Origin of the sequence: Mesorhizobium sp. M0751 (assembly GCF_040320265.1) — a bacterium.
GTDB lineage: Bacteria > Pseudomonadota > Alphaproteobacteria > Rhizobiales > Rhizobiaceae > Mesorhizobium.
This window is the reverse complement of record NZ_JAMYPH010000025.1, coordinates 30,144-47,446: the sequence shown is the minus strand read 5'-3', so window position 1 is coordinate 47,446 and position 17,303 is coordinate 30,144. Positions and strand designations below refer to the sequence as shown.

The 17,303-nt window shown below is 64.0% G+C and carries 15 protein-coding genes; 5 read left to right on the top strand and 10 right to left on the bottom strand.

Annotated elements, in window-relative coordinates; genetic code table 11:
* Window positions 1–89 precede the first annotated feature (89 nt).
* Together NKI19_RS28240 and NKI19_RS28235 are read right to left on the bottom strand one after the other, a co-directional pair.
* The gene (locus NKI19_RS28240; RefSeq protein ID WP_352565251.1) at window positions 90–2,756 is read right to left on the bottom strand and encodes a caspase family protein; all 2,667 of its coding nucleotides are present in this window, start codon (window positions 2,754–2,756) and stop codon (window positions 90–92) included.
* A 58-nt stretch (window positions 2,757–2,814) separates the two neighbouring features.
* On the bottom strand, window positions 2,815–3,384 hold the full coding sequence (locus tag NKI19_RS28235) for an NADPH-dependent FMN reductase (RefSeq protein ID WP_352565249.1): 570 nt from the start codon (window positions 3,382–3,384) through the stop codon (window positions 2,815–2,817).
* Window positions 3,385–3,567: 183 nt separating this feature from the next.
* Between NKI19_RS28235 and NKI19_RS28230 the strand changes: the two genes are divergently transcribed.
* Complete coding sequence (locus tag NKI19_RS28230) at window positions 3,568–4,941, top strand: cytochrome P450 (RefSeq protein WP_352492655.1); 1,374 nt, start codon at window positions 3,568–3,570, stop codon at window positions 4,939–4,941.
* Window positions 4,942–4,962: 21 nt separating this feature from the next.
* Here NKI19_RS28230 and NKI19_RS28225 read toward each other — a convergent pair whose 3' ends face one another.
* A complete protein-coding gene (locus tag NKI19_RS28225; protein WP_352492654.1) occupies window positions 4,963–5,937 on the bottom strand; it encodes a complex I NDUFA9 subunit family protein in 975 nt (324 codons plus the stop codon).
* 98 nt (window positions 5,938–6,035) lie between these two features.
* On the opposite strand from NKI19_RS28225, the gene NKI19_RS28220 reads away from it, so the two are divergent.
* A complete protein-coding gene (locus NKI19_RS28220; RefSeq protein WP_352565247.1) occupies window positions 6,036–6,452 on the top strand; it encodes a hypothetical protein in 417 nt (138 codons plus the stop codon).
* A gap of 57 nt (window positions 6,453–6,509) precedes the next feature.
* Here NKI19_RS28220 and NKI19_RS28215 read toward each other — a convergent pair whose 3' ends face one another.
* The 5 genes from NKI19_RS28215 to NKI19_RS28195 all read right to left on the bottom strand — a co-directional run bounded on the left by NKI19_RS28215 (window position 6,510) and on the right by NKI19_RS28195 (window position 10,982).
* Window positions 6,510–7,511 carry an Ldh family oxidoreductase gene (locus NKI19_RS28215; RefSeq protein ID WP_352492685.1) on the bottom strand — a complete coding sequence of 334 codons (1,002 nt, stop codon included), beginning with the start codon at window positions 7,509–7,511 and terminating at the stop codon, window positions 6,510–6,512.
* 113 nt (window positions 7,512–7,624) lie between these two features.
* Complete coding sequence (locus tag NKI19_RS28210; protein ID WP_473557698.1) at window positions 7,625–8,449, bottom strand: ABC transporter permease; 825 nt, start codon at window positions 8,447–8,449, stop codon at window positions 7,625–7,627.
* Entirely contained in the window at window positions 8,449–9,159 is a 711-nt protein-coding gene (locus NKI19_RS28205; protein WP_352565260.1) for an ABC transporter permease, read from the bottom strand. The genes NKI19_RS28210 and NKI19_RS28205 overlap by 1 nt, the downstream gene beginning before the upstream one ends.
* Before the next feature lie 167 nt (window positions 9,160–9,326).
* Complete coding sequence (locus tag NKI19_RS28200; RefSeq protein WP_352492652.1) at window positions 9,327–10,121, bottom strand: transporter substrate-binding domain-containing protein; 795 nt, start codon at window positions 10,119–10,121, stop codon at window positions 9,327–9,329.
* 51 nt (window positions 10,122–10,172) lie between these two features.
* Window positions 10,173–10,982: an ABC transporter ATP-binding protein gene (locus tag NKI19_RS28195; protein WP_023676274.1), complete on the bottom strand. Its 810-nt coding sequence runs from the start codon at window positions 10,980–10,982 to the stop codon at window positions 10,173–10,175.
* 217 nt (window positions 10,983–11,199) lie between these two features.
* On the opposite strand from NKI19_RS28195, the gene NKI19_RS28190 reads away from it, so the two are divergent.
* Genes NKI19_RS28190 through NKI19_RS28180 form a run of 3 tightly spaced genes read left to right on the top strand, consistent with a single transcriptional unit; the run spans window position 11,200 to window position 14,390 of the window.
* A complete protein-coding gene (locus tag NKI19_RS28190) occupies window positions 11,200–12,048 on the top strand; it encodes a dimethylarginine dimethylaminohydrolase family protein (protein WP_352492682.1) in 849 nt (282 codons plus the stop codon).
* Window positions 12,045–13,625: a 5-guanidino-2-oxopentanoate decarboxylase gene (locus NKI19_RS28185; protein WP_352492651.1), complete on the top strand. Its 1,581-nt coding sequence runs from the start codon at window positions 12,045–12,047 to the stop codon at window positions 13,623–13,625. The genes NKI19_RS28190 and NKI19_RS28185 overlap by 4 nt, the downstream gene beginning before the upstream one ends.
* Before the next feature lie 57 nt (window positions 13,626–13,682).
* On the top strand, window positions 13,683–14,390 hold the full coding sequence (locus NKI19_RS28180) for an SDR family NAD(P)-dependent oxidoreductase (RefSeq protein WP_352464463.1): 708 nt from the start codon (window positions 13,683–13,685) through the stop codon (window positions 14,388–14,390).
* Between the two features lie 105 nt (window positions 14,391–14,495).
* On the opposite strand, the gene rpsA is transcribed toward NKI19_RS28180, so the two are convergent.
* Entirely contained in the window at window positions 14,496–16,193 is a 1,698-nt protein-coding gene (rpsA, locus tag NKI19_RS28175) for a 30S ribosomal protein S1 (protein WP_023676278.1), read from the bottom strand.
* Window positions 16,194–16,397: 204 nt separating this feature from the next.
* Window positions 16,398–17,048 carry a (d)CMP kinase gene (gene cmk, locus NKI19_RS28170; protein WP_352492650.1) on the bottom strand — a complete coding sequence of 217 codons (651 nt, stop codon included), beginning with the start codon at window positions 17,046–17,048 and terminating at the stop codon, window positions 16,398–16,400.
* Window positions 17,049–17,303: the final 255 nt, after the last annotated feature.

Here is a 17,303-nt window from a genome sequence, read left to right as displayed (position 1 = left end):
CATTTCTAATGTCGTAGATATAGGCGCAAAAGGCGGTTTTTCCAAGGTTTGCAGGCATTTCCGAACGGAATGACCGTGGCGTCGGCCGGCTACCGCCGCTTGGCTTCGATCCTGGCCAGCCGCTCACGCAGAAACTTGACCATGAACTTGTATCGCGGCGCTAGCCGACCGGTCCGGTCGAGTTCGAGCGTCATGTCGAGCGCCTTGGAAAGCACGGCCTTCGGGTCCTTAGCGACTTGCGCGTAGTCGATATAGGCGACCACAAGGTCGCGCTGCCAGGTGGCGTTGTCCGGATCGGACCGGGCAAGTTTCTCACGAATGGCCAGGCTGTCCTGAAGGGCTTGCCGCGCCCCCCTGACGTCGCGCTGCCTGAGGCGCAGCGTGGCGATCTCGGACAGCGTTATCGACAAGTCCCGCTGCCAGTCGGAATTGGCGGGATCGAGCTTCGCCAGCCGCTGCGCGATCGCGTAGCTGTCCAGATAGGCTTTCAGCGAGCCTTTGTGGTCGCCCTGTATAGCCAGGACGCCGGCGACTTTCTCGATGCATACGGACAGGTCGCGCTGCCATTCGGTGTTGTTCGGGTCGCCGGCGGCGAGCGCGCTGGCCTGCGAAAGTGCCTCACGATAAGCCGAAAGTGCCGCCTGCCAATTCTGCCGGTCGCTCAGCGCGTTGCCGATCTTGGCATTGCCGACCGACAGGTCGCGTTTCAGCTCGGTGTCGTCCGGATCGCGTTTCGCCAGTTGCTTGACGATCGCCAGGCCCTCCTTGTAGGCAGCTAGCGCCCCGGCAGCGTCGCCGCGTTCGCGCAGCAGGTCGCCTATCGTATCGTGGCTGACCGAGACGTCACGCTGCCGGTCGGCGTCCCCCGGTTTGTCCGCGGCCAGCGCCAGCCGCACCTTCAGGCTCTCTTCATAGGCCGCCTGTGCGTTGTCCAGTTGACCTGCGATATGGGCAAGGTGACCGATCTCATCGTAGGTGATGGTCAGGTCGCGCTGCAGTTCGGCACGGTCGGGCTCTCCGGCGGCGAGCTGCTTCTTGATCGACAGGCTTTCCTGGTAGACCTCTGCGGCGCCGGCCAGATCGCCTTGCGTCGCCAATACGTTGCCGATCTTGTCGTCGGCCATGGCGAGGTCGCCGAACCAGTCCAGATTATCCGGTTCTGCCTCGGTCAGGCCCTGCAGAATGGTTTTGGCCGTCTCATAGTTTTGCAGCGCTGTCGGCAGATTGCCTTGGGCCATCCGCACATTGCCGAGCTTGATGTGGCTGACGGCGAAGTCGCGCTTCACGCTGGGATCGGTTTCATGATGCGACCGCCGCTCGAGATCGGCTTGCAGCGCCTCGAAGGCACGGCCAGCCGCATCGATATTGCCGACCGTGGTATAGAGCTTGCCGAGCTCGTCCAGCGTGCGGATCAAGCGGTCGGCGTCGTCGAGCGACAGCACCACCTGTCCGGCTTCGCCATAAAGCGCGAGCACGGACTCATAGTCCTTGATGGCTGTGGCGTAGTCGAGGTCGGCGCGCGCCGCCCCGCCGGACAAATAGCGCGTTGCGGCCTCGGAGAGCGTGCGGCTGACGAAATTGGCCCTCAAAGCGTTGCGAGAGACACTGTCGATCTCGGCTGCCTCGGCGAGCTTTTTGCGCGCCGCATCGAACGCTCCCAGCGAAAGCTGCTCTTCGGCTTGCCGGCGCAACGCCGACACTCTGAGATCGTCGGATCCAAGCGTCTGCATTTCGCTCCGCACCTTGACGAAGGCGTCGGCTGCCTCACGCAGCCTGGCGTTCAGACTGTCCGCAGAGAGGTGGCCGGCATCGGAACTGATCAACGCGCCATAGAGCGGTGCCAACGGCATGTCGGCGTCGCTGGCGATCTTCTCCACCTCGCCGCGCATCAGAGGCGTCACCTCGGCCATGGCCAGCAACAAGCGTTCGCGTTCCGGCAATTTCTCCTTGGCCGAGGCGGCAAAGAACAGCTGCGGCAGGCCGCTCTCGACATAGGGCAATTGCCTGCCGCGCGAGAGGTCGTAGACCTCCTGCTGCACGAGCGTCAGCACGGAGCGGATCTCGAGACCTTCGGTGCCGAGGTATTTCGTCAGCGCCGCGGTAAACGGCGAATTCTGGCCCGTCCCATCCGCGGCGGTCTCGCCGGGCGCCGCCGAGAAGGCAAACAGGATGTTTTCTGCCCGCCCGATGCGGCCAAGACCCGGCCGGACCTTGTCGCTGACCTCTTTTACCAGCGCCGTTGCGCCGCGGCCTTCGCCGCCCGTAGCCGCGAATGGATCGCTGCGGCAGGCATCGAGCACGATCAGTCCGACCTTGCTGGTGGCGGCGACGGTCGCGCGGATCTCCTCCAGCGGCAGGCTGGTCCTTTCCAGCGTAGCGAGCGACGACGCGTCTGCATCGACCGGCAGGAGCCGGTTCTCGCCGGCGATCTCGACGCCGTGGCCGGAGAAGAACACCAGTGCCACGTCGGCGCCTTTGGCATCCTCGCGGAAATCGTCAAGCGCCCGGCGCATGCGCCGCAGGTCGCGGTTGGTTTCGAGGAAGACCTCGAAACCGAGCTTCCTCAGCACCGTTTCCATGATCTCGCCGTCATTGACGGGATTGGCGAGCGGCCGGATCAGCCGGTAGTCGTTCTCGGCGATGACCAGCGCAGCGCGCCGCTCCGCCATTGCAGCGGAGGCCGTCGAGAGGATCAGCAGCAAGGCAAACAGAAAACGCAAATCGAACCGCCCCGGCCCGGTCATTTGCCGGAGCATTCCATCTCTTTATGGCATGAGCAAGTTATGGCATCGGCGAGCTCGGCCGTTCGCGTTGTTAGCTGGCGCGCATCGGCCTCAGCGCTTCGCTCCAGCGGAACAGCTCGTCCAGCATGGTCCTGGCCCCGCCGAGCACCTGCTCGCTGGGCAGGAAGGCGCCGGTCTCGTCGAGCAGCTTCTGGTACATCGGCAGCGCCACGCCTTCCGGAATCGGCATGACACCGACGGCGGTCAGCAACGGTTTGACCGCCTGCGCCGCTCGCAGGCCGCCGGAGACACCGCCGTAGCTGAGGATGGCGGCCGGCTTGTATCGCCATTCCCTGAGCAGGTAGTCGACCGCGTTGACGATCGCGGGAGCGGTGAAATAATTGTACTCCGGCGCCACGAAGACGAATGCGTCGGCGGCGTCGATTGCTTTCGACCAGGCTTTCGTGTGGCTGTTTTCGTATTTGCCGAGTCTCGGATGATGCGGCTCGTCCAGCACCGGCAGGTTGAAGGCGGCGATGTCGGTGAGCACCGGCTCGAATTTGCCATGCTCGCGCGCAAAGCTCTCCAGCCACTTTGCGAAAACGGGTCCGGCACGGCCCGGCCGCGTGCTGCCGATGATGACGTTCAACTGGTGCTTCAAGGCAGGCTCCCGCCGGTTCTGACATCTGTGGTGCTGCCACCTAAGACACGCAGCCGGACACAGCAAGCAGGCACTTTCCGGTGCCCGGGTCACATTCCAGAGAGCGGATGCATCACCTTGTCGTCCGCTCACATGGACGCCTGCCTTGCCCGCCACTACATTGAGGTGTCAGCGGAGCAAGTCATGGACAGTCAGCCCGTCTCCTTCGTCCCGCCGGCGCCGAAGCCGCGCACCGCGCCGCCCTCGACGCTGGAGATGATCCGCATCGTCTATCGCAATCCGCTCGAACTGTGGGGCGAGCCGACCTACAACGAGCCCTGGATTTCGGTGACCGGCATCGGCGGGCCGCTGGTCATCGCCAACGACCCCGGTCTCATTCGCCACGTGCTGGTCGATAACGCCAAGAACTACAAGATGGCGACGGTTCGCCAGCTGATCCTGCGGCCGATCCTGCGCGACGGCTTGCTGACCGCCGAGGGCGAGGTGTGGAGGCGTTCACGCAAGGCGATGGCGCCGGTGTTCACGCCGCGCCATATCTTCGGTTTTGCCGAGCCGATGCTGAGGCGCACGCGGGAGTTCGTCACGCGCTACGAGGGCGGCGGCACGTTCGACATCGCTCACGACATGACGCTGCTTACCTTTGACATCCTGGCCGAGACGCTGTTTTCCGGTGAGATTTCAGGCGAGCCGGGCAGCTTTGCCAAGGAGATCGACCGCCTGTTCGAGACCATGGGTCGGGTCGATCCACTAGACCTTTTGCGGGCACCCGATTGGCTGCCGCGTCTGACCCGCATCCGCGGCCGCAAGACCATGGCCTACTTCCGCAAGATCGTTACCGACACGGTGCAAATGCGCGAGGCGCGGTTGAAGCGTGATCCGGACACGGTGCCGCAGGATTTTCTCACGCTGCTGTTGAAAGCGGAGGGACCGGGCGGGCTGACCCGGGCCGAGGTCGAGGACAACATCATCACCTTTATCGGCGCCGGCCACGAGACTACGGCCAGGGCGCTCGGCTGGACGCTCTACTGCCTTGCCGAAGCGCCGTGGGAGCGCGAAAAGATCGAGCACGAGATCAATGCGGTGCTGGCGCGTGAGTCCGATCCGACGAAGTGGCTCGACGCCATGCCGCTCACCCGCGCCGCCTTCGAAGAGGCGCTCAGGCTCTATCCGCCGGCGCCGTCGATCAACCGCGAACCGATCGAGCCCGAAACCTGGAACAGCCTCTACATACCGCGACGTGCCGCAGTGCTGGTGATGCCGTGGGTCGTCCACCGCCATCGGAAATTGTGGGACCGGCCCGACGCTTTCATGCCGGAGCGCTTTCATCCGGGGAATCGCGAAAAGATCGACCGTTTCCAGTATTTGCCGTTCGGCGCCGGGCCTCGCGTCTGCATCGGCGCCAGCTTCGCCATGCAGGAGGCGATCATCGCGTTGGCGATCATGCTGTCGCGCTATCGTTTCGATACCACCGCGCAAACCCGCCCCTGGCCGGTGCAGAAGCTGACGACGCAGCCGCAAGGCGGCCTGCCTATGCAGGTTAACAGGCGCGCGGCGTAGGCAACCCGACGTCCGTTCGTGTTATGCGGCGGACTTGCGTTGGAACTGGCCGGCGGCGCGGTAGCGCCAGAGATAGCTGGGCAGGATGGTTCCGATCGACCGCGGCTGGATCCCGAGGCCGGCGAGCGTCCTGTTGTCTTTGACGGCGGCTTCCGACACGACATTGTGCTGGCGCAACAGCAGGACCTGGTCCTTGGTCAACAACGGATTGGGCAGCAGCCCGAGAATTGATGCCTGGAGGTTCGCCAGCCACCATGGCACGGGCAGCAAAAACCGCTTGCGTTCGATGATGACAAGCAGCTCTTGCATGCATTCCTTGAAGGTAAGCACTTGCGGCCCACCGAGTTCAAAGATCCGGCCGCCCTGGACCTTGCCGTCGACCGAATGCGCCACAGCCTCGGCGACGTCGCCGACATAGACCGGCTGGAATTTCGTCTGCCCGCCGCCGATCAGCGGCAGCACTGGGGAAAAGCGGGCCATGTTGGCAAAGCGGTTGAAGAAACCGTCCTCCGGCCCGAAATTGATCGATGGCCGCAAGATCACGGCATCCGGGACCGTCTCCAGAACGGCCTTTTCGCCGAGCGCCTTGGTACGCGCATAGTCCGATTGCGCGTGGAGATCCGCTCCCAGAGCCGAGATATGGGTAAGGCCGGCGCCGACGGCGCGCGCCGCTTCGGCGACAGCGCGCGCGCCGAACTCGTGGACAGCAGTAAATTTCTGCCGGCCGGCCTCATGCGCGATTGCCACCAGATTGACGACGTGGTCGGCGCCTTGCACGGCGCGGTCGACCGACCAGCGCACCCGGACATTGGCCTGCACCGGCTGGATCTGCCCGACATTGCCAAGCGGTTGCAAATGACCGGCGAGATCGGGCCGGCGGCAGGCGACCCGGATGCGGTAGCCGCGCTTGGCCAGCGCCCGCACGACATGACGACCGACAAAGCCGGAGCCGCCGAACACGACGACGAGCTTTGGGGTCTGCAGGATTTCGGTCATGGCTGGCTCCGGCGGGCTATCCAGATGGCTTGATTGAAGCCGTTTCATAGTCGGTTTCGCGCCAAAGGCAAAGGGTGACCATAGGTCGCCCGGCATTGTTGAAGCATGATTTCCGGTATCCGTTCGAAACGGCAGAAAACCCGCCGACGCCCGGCTTTAGGGTAACTCCATTCGGAACAGGAACCTTTGTTCGGTCGGCGGTTTTAGATGTATGGTTTGATTCCGAATGGAGGATATTGCCGATGACGACAAAACGCGTTGCGCTCTTCGCTCTGGCTTTCGCAACAGGCTGCAGCATTGGTGCCTCGGCATTCGCGGCAAACCGGCATCACCACCAAGCTCAACCCGAACGCTACGTTCCGGCCAACGGCGACATCATCGACATTCTGTTCGGTGGCCCGCGCTACTATGACAACCACCTGTTCACGACGGCCGCCGAACCCTGCTCCTACAACAGGGTAGGACCGGACGCGAATGCGGCGAACGTCATCAACGATCATTATTGCGGGAAGTAGGCTCGCGCTGCCGGATCGGCCGGCCTCGTCAGCCGCTCATCGGATAAACGAATTTCTTCAGGACGAATAGCGGGCGGCGAATTCGGAAATGCGCTGCACGACGGCTTTCGGCGCGCTTATGCCGCGCGCCGCCGCCTTCTCCGCGGCCTCGGCCCGGGCACGCCCCGGCACATGCACGCCATAGCGCCGCCGCAGCCGGTCGAGCTGATCCTTCATCCGCTTTTCGAAGTCCGGATCGAGCAGCTTGGGCTCGACGGCAAGCACGAACAGGCCGGTCCCCGGACTGTCCGGCCCGCCGCTGAACCATGGCGCATCGAGCGACCAGTTGGCACCAGACAGGCCGGCCGCGAGCACTTCGACCATCAACGCGATGTTGGCGCCGCGCTGGCCGCCGAAGGCAAGCATGGCGCCTTTCATGGCGGCTGCCGGGTCCGTGGTCGGATTGCCGCTGGCATCCAGTGCCCAGCCTTCGGGGATCTTCTCGCCGTCCTCGGCCGCCTTGCGGATGTTGACGAAGGCGGTGGCGCTCGACGACTGGTCGATGACCAGCGGCGCCCCCTCCGCGGCGGGCGCCGCAAAGGACATCGGGTTGGTGCAGTAGACCGGCTTGACCGAGCCCGAGCCGGCAAGCACGGCCGGGCCGTTGGTGGCGGCGAACGACACCAATCCCTGCGCGGCCAGCCGTCCGGTGAAATAGCCGAGCGCGCCGCACGTATAGGCATTCTTCTGCGAAAAGATGGCGACGCCGAACAGCCGCGCCGCCTTGGCGAGGTCATCGATCGTGCGGTCGAAACCGGTATGCGCCAAGCCGCTACGCGCATCGGAGAGATAGACCGCGAGCGCCGGCCTGGTGATCACCGGATCGGCCTTGCCGTCTATGCGGCCGGCTTCCAGCGCTTCGAGATAATCGATGAAGTGCGACAGCCCGACGGTCGACAGTCCTTCCGCCTCGGCCGCGACGATCGAGGCAGCCAGCGACTGCGCCGCCTCTTCGTTGGCGCCAGCGCCAAGTGCGGCCATCCGGCACAGCCCGGTCGCCTGGTCGAGACTGAGTTGCATTGTGATTGCCATGGATATCCGAGGGAATGGTGATGGTGAATAGTGAATAGTGATGAATGGGACTTAGCCGGTACCACTACGGGCTACTCACTACTGACCATTCACCATTTCACCTAACCAATCTTGTTCGGAATCCGCGCCTCGATCTTGCCTAGCGTGAAGACGAGGATGCCGGTGATCGCCATATAGATCAACGCGAGGAGCAGCAAGGGTTCATAGGTGAGGTAGGTATCCTGACGCACCTTTGAAGAGACGGCGAATATATCGATCACGCTGATGGTCGCCACCAGCGGCGTCGATTTCAGCTGCAGCACGGTTTCGCCGGTCAGTGTCGGCAGCGCGCGATAGAAGGCCTGCGGTAGCCAGATTCGCTGGAAAATCTTCCAGCGGCTCATGCCGAAGGCGCGGGCGGCTTCCAATTGGCCTTTCGGCACGCCGGCAAAAGCGCCTCGCATCACCTCGCCCTCATAACCGGCGAAGGACAGCGTCAGCCCGAGGACGCCATAGGGCCATGCCTGCCTCAGATAGGGCCACATCCAAGACTCGCGAATCCATGGATATTGTGGAAACAGCGAGCCCAGCCCGTAATAGAGCAACCAGAGTTGAAGCAGCAGCGGCGTCCCTCTGATGACGGTGCAGAAGACCTTGGCGGGTGCCGCGAACCAGAACGAGCCGGCAGCCTGCGCCAGCCCGAGCGGCACGGCGAGCAGGAAGCCCAGCGTGCAGGTGACGGCAAGAATCCACAGCGCGCGCCAGATGCCGAGCAGTCCTAGCCCGTAATACTTAGGCAGCCAGTCCCAGCGCATGAAGACAGCCGCCGCCAAAACCAGTCCCAGCGCGATCAGGATCAGCACGATACGATGCGGCTTCAGCCACAGCGAAGCGCGTGCGGCTATCTCGACGGCCGCTGCTTCGCCAGTCATCGCCGGGTCAGCCATCACCGGGCCTCCTTGAGCGAGGGCATGCCGCGGCGGGCCCAGCTCTCGATGCGGCCGATGATCAGATTCGAAACCAGCGTCAACAGAAGGTAGATCGCGCCAGCGGCGATAAAGAATGTCAGATAGGCTTTGGTTACGCCGGCCGCCTGCCGTGTCGCCAATGTCAGCTCGAAAAAGCCGACGACCGCCAGCAGGGCGGTGTCCTTAGTGGCGATCAGCCAGAGATTGGCAAGGCCGGGTATGGCGAACGGCAGCATCGCCGGCAGTGTGATGCGCCGCAGCAGCAGGCCGGGAGACATGCCATAGGCGCGCGCGGCTTCGATCTGGCCCTGCGGAATGGCGAGGATCGCCCCGCGGATCACCTCGGTCGAATAGGCGCCCTGGACGAAGCCGAGCACGGCAATGCCGGCCGCCAGCCCGCTAATGTCCATGCGCTGATAGCCCATTGCCGTCAGCATCTGATTGATCAGGTCGGTGCCGGCGTAATAGAGCAGAAGGATCAGCACCAGCTCCGGCACGGCGCGCACGACTGTCGTATAGACTGCCAGGAGATCGCGCACCACCGGACCACCATACAGCTTGCCGGAGGCGCCGCCGATGCCGATCAAAAGGCCCAGACAGGTGGCGCCGACCGCGATCTCGATCGTATGGAGCAGCCCGACGGTGAGCGTTCCACCCCAGCCCGGCGGCACGGGCGAGAGAAGCGCGATGGCAGAGGCGGCCCAAGCCGGAACAAATGCGTCGATCAGCGTCGCCCTCGAATTGCTGGCGCTAAAACCGCCGGCGATTTCCGCCCGCGGAAGCTCGCGTCGATGGATTTCGACCAACCACGCGGCTCTATCGCAGCCGCGTGGTTAATCGCTCATGGATGAGGCCGTCAGTTCGACTGCGTGTCGGAGCCGTAAATATCAAAGTCGAAGTACTTCTTCGAAATCTCGTCATATTTGCCGTTGGCGCGGATGGCCTTGATGCCGGCGTTGATCTTTTCCTTCAACTCGGTGTCTTCCTTGCGGACGCCGGCGCCGACGCCGGGCCCGAGAATGGCCAGATCCGGCGCGACCATGCCTTTTAGATCGCAGCATTGCTTGCCCTGGTCCGATTTCAGGAAGGCGTCGAGGGCGATGGAATCGGCCTGCACCGCGTCGACCCGGCCGGCGGCGAGATCCTGGTTGGCCTCGTCCTGGGTCTGGTATTCCTTGATTTCCGCCGCGTCGGCGAAGTGCTTCTTGGCGTAGTCGGCGTGTACGGTCGAGACCTGGACACCGATGATCTTGCCCTTGAGGTCCTCCGGTGTAGAGCCGAACTTCTGGTCCTTCGGCCCGATGATCGCGGTCGGGGTGTTGTAATATTTGTCGGAGAAGTCGATCGTCTTCTTGCGTTCGTCGGTGATCGACATCGAGCTGGCGATGACGTCGATCTTCTTGGTCGTCAACGCCGGGATGATGCCGTCCCAGGCGACCGGCGTGATGACGCAGTCGAGCTTCTCCTCGGCGCAGACAGCGTCGATGAATTCGATTTCCCAACCGACCCATTTGCCGGACGCATCCGGCGAGGTGAACGGCGGATAGGGCTCGGCAGCGACACCGATCTTGACCGGATCGGCCTTGGCCACGCCCATGGCGGCAACGCCAAGCAGCAGCGCTGCGGCAACGGTCTTGAGAATAATCTTCATCGTCATGACTCCCAGTTTTGTTGTTGTTCCCGGTTTTCGTCCGCCCACGGTTTAACTGATGTTGCGGATGAACTGCTTCAGCCTTTCGGATTTTGGCGCGCCGAAGATCTGTTCCGGCGGCCCCTCTTCCTCGACCAGCCCGTTATGGAGGTAGACGACATGCGTCGCGACCTCGCGGGCAAACTTCATCTCATGGGTGACCAGCACCATGGTGCGGCCTTCGCGCGCCAGGTCGCCGATCACCTTCAGCACCTCGCCGACCAGCTCCGGGTCGAGCGCCGAGGTCGGCTCATCGAACAGCATGACGCGCGGATTGATGGCCAGCGCCCTGGCAATCGCGGCGCGCTGCTGTTGGCCGCCCGACAGATAGGCGGGATAGACGTCACGTTTTTCGGCCAGGCCGACGCGGGCGAGCAATTTTTCCGCCTCGCCGATCGCCACATCGCGCTTGACGCCGAGCACATGCACGGGAACCTCGATGACGTTCTCGATCAACGTCATGTGGCTCCACAGATTGAAGTTCTGGAAGACCATGCCGAGCTTGGAGCGGATGCGTTCGATCTGCTTGCGGTCGGCGGGCACGGTGTGGCCGTAGCTGTCGGCCTTCAGCTTTATCTCTTCGCCATTGACCCGGATGATGCCGCTGGTCGGGTTCTCCAGGCAGTTGATGCAGCGCAGCAGCGTCGATTTGCCCGAGCCGCTGCCGCCGATGATGGCGATCACCTCGCCATCGCGCGCCGACAGCGAAACGCCCTTCAATACATGCAGCTTGCCGAAATTCTTGTGCAGGTTCTCGACGTGGATGGCTTCGGCAGCGCCGTTCTGCGCCGTATGCTTCAGGGCGGTGGCCGGCGCTGTCATCGTCGCGGCGCCCCGCGGAGCAGCCGAGGCAGTCCTTGCTGGAATTTTTTACCCATTACCCGTCACTGGACAGCGTTCCGATTCTCAAGATGGACCGTTCCGCTTGCCTCCGTCAACCGCAGTTTTTGGACCATTGATCACCGCCTGCCGAGTGGCTATTGGCAGGAGGGACGCGTTTCAGGAGAATTTAGTGGGCAAAGCATACGGGTCGCAGTCGATGGCCGGGACGCTGCAGCGCGTGCTGATGCGCTCCGCCGCCAGCGCCATGCGTCGGGCCGAAGCGCTGGAGTGGCACTATGGCCCCGGCTTCGATCCGCAAAAAGCGGCGGCCCAGCATGAAGCGCTGGCCAGGCTGATTTCTGTCTCAGGCGCCGAAATCGAATGGCTGAGCGACGCCGATGACGGACTTGCCGATTCGGTTTTTACCCACGATCCCTCGCTGATGACCGATCATGGCGCGGTCATCCTCGCCATGGGCAAGGCGCTGCGCCGGCCCGAGCCCGGCCTGCACGAGGCAGCCTACGGGCGCATGGGCATCCCCGTCCTCGGCCGTATCGATGCTCCCGGCCAGGTCGAGGGCGGCGACTGCGTGTGGGTGGATGCAAACACGCTGGCCGTCGGCCGCGGCGTGCGCACCAATCAGCACGGCATCCAGCAGCTCTCCAACCTGCTTTCACCCAAGGGTATCCAGGTCTACGGCTTCGACCTGCCGCTCTGGCAGGGCGAGGAGGCCTGCCTGCACCTGATGTCGGTGATCAGCCCGCTCGCCGACGATCTGGCGCTGGTCTATGCGCCGCTCCTGCCGGTCGCCTTCCACCAGATGCTGCGCGAACGCGGCATTCGGCTGGTCGAGGGCGATGCCGACGAATTCTTCGCCTCGAATGGGCTCAGCCTGAACGTGCTGCCGACCGCGCCGCGCCAGGTTATCGCCGTTGCCGGTTTTCCGAAGACGGCGGCTGCCATGCAGGCCGCTGGCTGTACGGTCTCGACATTCGAGGCCGATGCACTGTGCATTGCCTGCGAGGGCGGCCCGACCTGCCTCACACGCCCGGTGTTAAGACAATGACCACCATCGGCGAAGCGCTCATCACCTTGCTCGAAGCGCACGGCGTCGACATCGTCTTCGGCATTCCCGGCGTACATACGGTCGAGCTCTATCGCGGGCTGGCGCGATCGAAGATCCGTCATGTCACGCCGCGCCACGAGCAGGGCGCCGGCTTCATGGCTGACGGCTATGCGCGCGCCAGCGGCAGGCCGGGCGTCGCCTTCGTCATCACCGGGCCGGGGCTGACCAACACCATCACCGCCATGGGCCAGGCGCGCGCCGATTCGGTGCCGATGCTGGTAATCTCGGGCGTCAACGCCACACCGACGCTGGGCAAAGGCCTTGGCCATCTGCATGAACTGCCGGACCAGCGCGGCATGATGGAGAAGGTGGCGCTGTTTTCGCACCGTGTCACCGAGGCCGCCGAACTGCCCGGCGTGCTCGCCCGCGCCTTTGCGCTGTTCTCATCCTCGCGTCCGGGTCCGGTGCATATCGAGATCCCGACCGATGTCATGACCATGCCGGCCAACGGCATCGTGCCGCTGCTGCGGAATTCAGCGCCGCCCGGGCCGGATGTGGCGGCGATTGCAGAGGCGGCAAGGCTGTGCGCGTCTGCCAGCCGGCCGCTTATCCTCGCCGGTGGCGGCGCCAAAGCCGCCGAAGCGCCGTTGCAGCGGCTGGCCGAGAGGCTGGGAGCGCCGGTCGTCCAGACCGCCAATGCGCGCGGCCTGCTCTATCGTCATCCACTTGGCGTGCCGGCCAGCCCCGGCCTGAAGGCGGTGCGTGCGCTGATCGCCGATGCCGACCTGGTGATCGCAGCCGGCACCGAATTCGGTCCGACCGACTATGACGGCTATGGCGACGGCGGTTTTGTCCTGCCCGTCAATCTGATCCGCATCGACATTGGCGCCGACCAGCTTGCCCGCCGGCCTGCGCGGATTTCAATCCAGGCCGATTGCGGAGCGGCGCTCGAAGCCCTGCTTGCCGAACTCGGCACGGGCCAGGCGCAATCGGGCGACGGCGCCGCTCGCGCCGCCGCGACGCGGCAAGCGGCCTTTGCCGAGATCGGCCCGGCTATGCAGGCGCAATTGCGCGCCGTCGAGACGATCCGTGATGCGCTGCCTGGCGCGATCATCGTCGGCGATTCGACTCAGCCGGTCTACGCCGCCAACCTCTACTATGATCACGACCGGCCGGGCGGCTGGTTCAACGCCGCCACCGGCTTCGGCGCGCTCGGCTATGGCCCGCCGGCGGCGATCGGTGCTGCCCTTGCCAGGCCTGAGGCGCCGGTCGTTTGCCTCACCGGCGACGGCGGCTTCCAGTTCACCCTGCCGGAACTGGGCGCCGCGCTCGACGCGGCGGCGCCGGTGATCTTCACAGTCTGGAACAATCGTGGCTACCGCGAGATCGAAACCTCAATGCTCGACGTAGGCGTCGAGCCAGTCGGCGTCTCCCCGGCACCGCCGGATTTCTGCAAATTGGCCGAAGCCTATGGCATTGCCGCCGAGCGGATTTCCGGCACCGGCGGTTTGGCGGACGCGCTTGGACGCGCGCGGGCGACTGGACGACCTTACGTCATCGAGATTTCGGTTGAGTGATCGCGCGAAAGGCGCGACCTTCCGCATCGGCGGCGCGCAATGACGGAGCGGTCGAATATGACGGAAACACTGGACGGCAGACATATCGTGGTGACCGGCGGCACCGGTGCCCTTGGCGGCGCGGTCGTAGGAAAACTGCTGGAGCAGGGCGCCATCTGCCATGTGCCCAATGCCCACGCTGCCGCGCCTGCGCATTTCCCCTTCCCGGCGCATGACCGCGTCAGGCTGGCTCATAATGTCGACCTCGCCGACCCTGCCAAGGTCGACGCCTTCTATGCCAGCGTTCCGGATTTATGGGCATCGGTGCATCTTGCCGGCGGGTTCACCGCCGCGCCGGTCGAGAAGATCGAGCCCGCCTCCTTCGCCGAGATGATGGACACCAACGCCCGCACCACCTTCCTGTGCTGCCGCGCGGCGATACGCTCGATGCTGGAATCTTCCGTGCCGGGCCGCATCGTCAATGTCACCGCGCGAGCCGGGCTCGATCCGCGGCGCGGCTCCGGCAAGGTGGCCTACGCTGCCGCCAAGGCGGCGGTCGCCGCGATGACCGTGGCGATGGCCGAAGAGCTGAAGGGCAACGGCATCCTGGTCAACGCCGTGGCGCCCTCGACGCTCGACACGCCGGCCAACCGGGCTGACATGCCGAACGCAGATTTCAGCAGATGGGTCAGCCTTGAAGCGGCGGCCGAGGCCATTGCCTACCTTGCCTCGCCGGCCAACATGGCCATCAGCGGCACGCTGGTGCCACTCTACGGCCGGGCCTGAGCCTGCGGTCCGTCACAAGCAAAAGGTCACAAGCAAAAGCCCCGCCGGATCGTTCCGGCGGGGCTTTTTGGTTCGATTATAACCCGCGCAAGGCGCGGTGTTGGCTTAGCTGCCCTGCTTCTTCAGCGCGGCACCCAAAATATCGCCCAGCGAAGCGCCGGAATCGGTTGAGCCGTATTGGGCGACCGCTTCCTTCTCTTCGGCGATTTCCAGCGCCTTGATCGAGACCTGCAGCTTGCGGGTCTTCTTGTCGAAGGCGATGACGCGGGCGTCGACTTTCTGGCCGACGGTGAAGCGCTCGGGGCGCTGCTCGTCGCGGTCACGGCTGAGGTCGGAGCGCTTGATGAAGGTCTCGATGCCGCTGTCGACCAGCCGCACTTCCAGACCGCCATCCTTCACGCCGATAACCTCGCAGGTGACGACTGCGTTCTTGCGCAGTTCGCCTGACGTCGCGGCTTCGCCGACCGTGTCCTTGGCCAGCTGCTTGATGCCGAGCGAGATGCGCTCCTTGTCGATGTCGACGTCGAGCACCTGCGCCTTGACCATGTCGCCGCGATTGTACTCTTCGATCACCTGCTCGCCCGGACGGGTCCAGTCGAGGTCGGAAAGGTGGACCATGCCGTCGACATCGCCTTCGAGGCCGATGAACAGGCCGAACTCGGTCTTGTTCTTGACCTCGCCCTCAACCTGGCTGCCGACCGGATGGCTGCGCGCGAAGGCCTCCCACGGGTTCTCCAGCGTCTGCTTGAGGCCGAGTGAGATACGGCGCTTGGCCGGATCGACTTCGAGCACCACAACGTCGACTTCCTGCGTTGTCGACAGGATCTTGCCGGGATGCACGTTCTTCTTGGTCCACGACATTTCCGAAACGTGGATGAGGCCTTCGATACCCGGCTCCAGCTCGACAAACGCGCCGTAGTCGGTGATGTTGGTGACGGTACCCTTGATCTTCTTGCCGATCGGGAACTTGGTGCCGATCTCGGACCACGGATCGCTCTCGAGCTGCTTCATGCCGAGCGAGATGCGGTGGGTTTCCTGGTTGATGCGGATGATCTGCACCTTGACCGTCTGGCCGATATTGAGGATTTCGGTCGGATGGTTGACGCGGCGCCATGCCATGTCGGTGACGTGCAGCAGGCCGTCGATGCCGCCGAGGTCGACAAACGCACCATAGTCGGTGATGTTCTTGACGACGCCTTCGACCACCTGGCCTTCTTCGAGGTTCTGCACGATTTCCGAACGCTGTTCGGCGCGGCTTTCCTCGAGCACGGTGCGGCGCGACACCACGATGTTGCCGCGGCGGCGATCCATCTTGAGGATCTCGAAGGGCTGCGGGTTGTGCATCAGCGGCGAGACGTCGCGGATCGGGCGGATATCGACCTGGCTGCGCGGCAGGAAAGCCACGGCACCGTCGAGGTCGACGGTGAAGCCGCCCTTGACCTGGTTGAAGATGACGCCTTCGACGCGCTCGCCCTTGGTGAACTTCTCTTCAAGACGGACCCAGCTCTCTTCGCGGCGGGCCTTTTCACGCGACAGCATGGCTTCGCCAAGCGCGTTCTCGATACGCTCGACATAGACCTCGACCGTGTCTCCGACCTTGAGCGTCGTGTCCTTGCCCTTGACGCCGAATTCCTTCAGCGGCACGCGGCCTTCGACCTTGAGGCCGACGTCGATGATGGCCATGTCCTTCTCAATGGCAGTGATGATGCCCTTGACGACCTGGCCTTCGCCGGAATGACCGGCGGAAAATGATTCTTCGAGCAGGCTCGCGAAATCATCGCGAGTGGGATTTGCAACTGACATAGTTTCTCCTGGAATGCCCCGCAATCTGTCGCGGGGCGGGCGCCGTGGGTTAGCGTTGCGTTGGCCTGCCGGCGTTCCGGGCAAAAAGCCCTTGGCCGCCCTTGAGCGGCAATTCCGGCGCATGAAGAATGCTGGCAGGCTGGTTCACGCCCAATATGGGAATTCTTTTGTCGCCGGCAATCGGCGGCGGCAGGAAAACCCGGCTCAGGCTTCGTTTCTCTTAGCCAGGACGTCGTCGATGATCGCCTGAGCTGCCAGAAACGCGGCCTCTATAGCCATTTCCGACGTGTCGAGCAAGTGCGCATCGGCGGCCGGCTTCAAGGGCGAGTCCATGCGGCCCATGTCGCGCTTGTCGCGGCGCACGATATCGGCAAGGATTTCATCGAAATTGGCCGTGCCGCCGATGCTCTCGATTTCGTCCAGCCGCCGCTTTGCCCGCACCTCGGCAGTAGCCGTGACATAGAGCTTTACGTCGGCATCGGGACACACGACAGTGCCGATGTCGCGGCCGTCGAGCACCGCACCCGGTGGGGTTTTTGCGAAGGCGCGCTGCTTGTCGACCAGTATGCGCCGGACCGACGGGATGACAGCCACTTTCGAGGCCGCCTCGCCGACCGCGTGTGCCGAAAGCACGGCGCGGTCGAGCTTTGCCAGATCGACCTGGCGAGCCGCGGTTTCAGCGGCCGAGACATTGTCGAGCGGCAGGCCGAGCCGGAGCAGCGAATGCGCCACCGCGCGATAGGTAAGGCCGGTGTCGAGCAGGTTCAGCCGGTAGTGATCGGCCAGCCGCCGGGCAAGGGTGCCTTTGCCGGCACCGGCAGGTCCGTCGATGGCGATGGTGAAGGTTGAGGTCATTGACGAGTCAACGCTTTGTCCGCTTGGCAACAAGCAAGCCCTCGCGCCTTCGTCATCCCAGGGCGCAGCGAACGCGTAGCGGAGCGAAGACCCTGGGATCCATGCCGTGACATCAGCCGAAGAATGCTGCGAACCAGAATTCTGCAGCGTAGCGGCGCTTGGATGTCACGGCATGGATCCTGGGGTCTGCGCCGCGTCGCTTCGCTCCTTGCTCCGCCCCAGGATGACGAAGGCCGGGATGTTAAGTGCCAATCT

Coding starts and splice junctions, on each gene's coding strand:
- NKI19_RS28240 (WP_352565251.1), bottom strand. CDS start 2,756: ATGCTCCGGCAAATGACCGGGCCGGGGCGGTTCGATTTGCGTTTTCTG.
- NKI19_RS28230 (WP_352492655.1), top strand. CDS start 3,568: ATGGACAGTCAGCCCGTCTCCTTCGTCCCGCCGGCGCCGAAGCCGCGC.
- NKI19_RS28225 (WP_352492654.1), bottom strand. CDS start 5,937: ATGACCGAAATCCTGCAGACCCCAAAGCTCGTCGTCGTGTTCGGCGGC.
- NKI19_RS28215 (WP_352492685.1), bottom strand. CDS start 7,511: ATGCAACTCAGTCTCGACCAGGCGACCGGGCTGTGCCGGATGGCCGCA.
- NKI19_RS28210 (WP_473557698.1), bottom strand. CDS start 8,449: ATGGCTGACCCGGCGATGACTGGCGAAGCAGCGGCCGTCGAGATAGCC.
- NKI19_RS28200 (WP_352492652.1), bottom strand. CDS start 10,121: ATGAAGATTATTCTCAAGACCGTTGCCGCAGCGCTGCTGCTTGGCGTT.
- NKI19_RS28195 (WP_023676274.1), bottom strand. CDS start 10,982: ATGACAGCGCCGGCCACCGCCCTGAAGCATACGGCGCAGAACGGCGCT.
- NKI19_RS28190 (WP_352492682.1), top strand. CDS start 11,200: ATGGCCGGGACGCTGCAGCGCGTGCTGATGCGCTCCGCCGCCAGCGCC.
- NKI19_RS28185 (WP_352492651.1), top strand. CDS start 12,045: ATGACCACCATCGGCGAAGCGCTCATCACCTTGCTCGAAGCGCACGGC.
- NKI19_RS28180 (WP_352464463.1), top strand. CDS start 13,683: ATGACGGAAACACTGGACGGCAGACATATCGTGGTGACCGGCGGCACC.
- rpsA (WP_023676278.1), bottom strand. CDS start 16,193: ATGTCAGTTGCAAATCCCACTCGCGATGATTTCGCGAGCCTGCTCGAA.
- cmk (WP_352492650.1), bottom strand. CDS start 17,048: ATGACCTCAACCTTCACCATCGCCATCGACGGACCTGCCGGTGCCGGC.